This window comes from Mesobaculum littorinae, assembly GCF_004011175.1.
Classification (GTDB): Bacteria; Pseudomonadota; Alphaproteobacteria; order Rhodobacterales; family Rhodobacteraceae; genus Tranquillimonas; species Tranquillimonas littorinae.
On the sequence record NZ_RQXX01000019.1, the window covers coordinates 1 to 1206 of the forward strand.

At 64.6% G+C, this 1206-nt stretch carries 1 protein-coding gene; it reads left to right on the forward strand.

Annotated features, from left to right (window positions below; translation table 11 throughout):
- Position 1 precedes the first annotated feature (1 nt).
- A complete protein-coding gene (gene tuf, locus EKE94_RS18480; RefSeq protein WP_127908105.1) occupies positions 2 to 1177 on the forward strand; it encodes an elongation factor Tu in 1176 nt (391 codons plus the stop codon).
- Positions 1178 to 1206: the final 29 nt, after the last annotated feature.

The following is a 1206-nucleotide window of genomic DNA, read 5'->3' on the forward strand; positions in this document are numbered from 1 at the left end:
CATGGCGAAGGCAAAATTCGAACGCAACAAACCGCACGTGAACGTCGGCACGATCGGTCACGTTGACCACGGCAAGACGACGCTGACGGCGGCGATCACGAAGTATTTCGGCGATTTCCGTGCCTATGACCAGATCGACGGCGCGCCGGAAGAAAAGGCGCGCGGGATCACGATCTCGACCGCGCACGTGGAATACGAGACCGAGAACCGGCACTACGCCCACGTCGACTGCCCCGGCCACGCCGACTATGTCAAGAACATGATCACCGGTGCCGCGCAGATGGACGGTGCGATCCTGGTGGTGAACGCGGCCGACGGCCCGATGCCCCAGACGCGCGAGCACATCCTGCTGGCCCGCCAGGTTGGCGTTCCCGCGCTGGTCGTGTTCCTCAACAAGGTCGACCAGGTCGACGACGAGGAACTGCTTGAACTGGTCGAGATGGAAGTTCGCGAACTTCTCAGCTCGTACGACTTCCCCGGCGACGACATCCCGATCGTCGCGGGCTCGGCTCTTGCCGCGATGAACGGCGAGAACCCGGAGATCGGCGAAGAGAAGATCAAGGAACTGATGGCGGCCGTGGATGACTTCATCCCGACCCCGGAACGTCCCGTCGATCAGCCGTTCCTGATGCCGATCGAAGACGTGTTCTCGATCTCGGGCCGCGGCACCGTCGTGACCGGCCGTGTCGAGCGTGGCGTCGTGAACGTCGGCGACGAACTGGAAATCGTGGGCATCCGCGACACCAAGAAGACGACCTGCACGGGCGTCGAGATGTTCCGCAAGCTGCTGGACCGCGGCGAAGCGGGCGACAACATCGGTGCGCTGCTGCGCGGCATCGACCGCGAAGGCGTCGAGCGGGGGCAGGTTCTCTGCAAGCCCGGCTCGGTGAAGCCGCACACGAAGTTCGAGGCCGAAGCCTACATCCTGACGAAGGAAGAGGGTGGCCGTCACACGCCGTTCTTCGCCAACTACCGCCCGCAGTTCTACTTCCGCACGACGGACGTGACCGGGACGGTGACGCTGGCCGAGGGCACCGAGATGGTGATGCCGGGCGACAACGTGTCGTTCACGGTCGAGCTGATCGCGCCGATCGCGATGGAAGAGAAGCTGCGCTTCGCCATCCGTGAAGGCGGCCGCACCGTCGGCGCCGGCGTCGTGGCGAAGATCGTCGAGTAATCGACCAGGGGGTGCGTGCCTCGGCACGC

Coding starts and splice junctions, on each gene's coding strand:
- tuf (WP_127908105.1), top strand. CDS start 2: ATGGCGAAGGCAAAATTCGAACGCAACAAACCGCACGTGAACGTCGGC.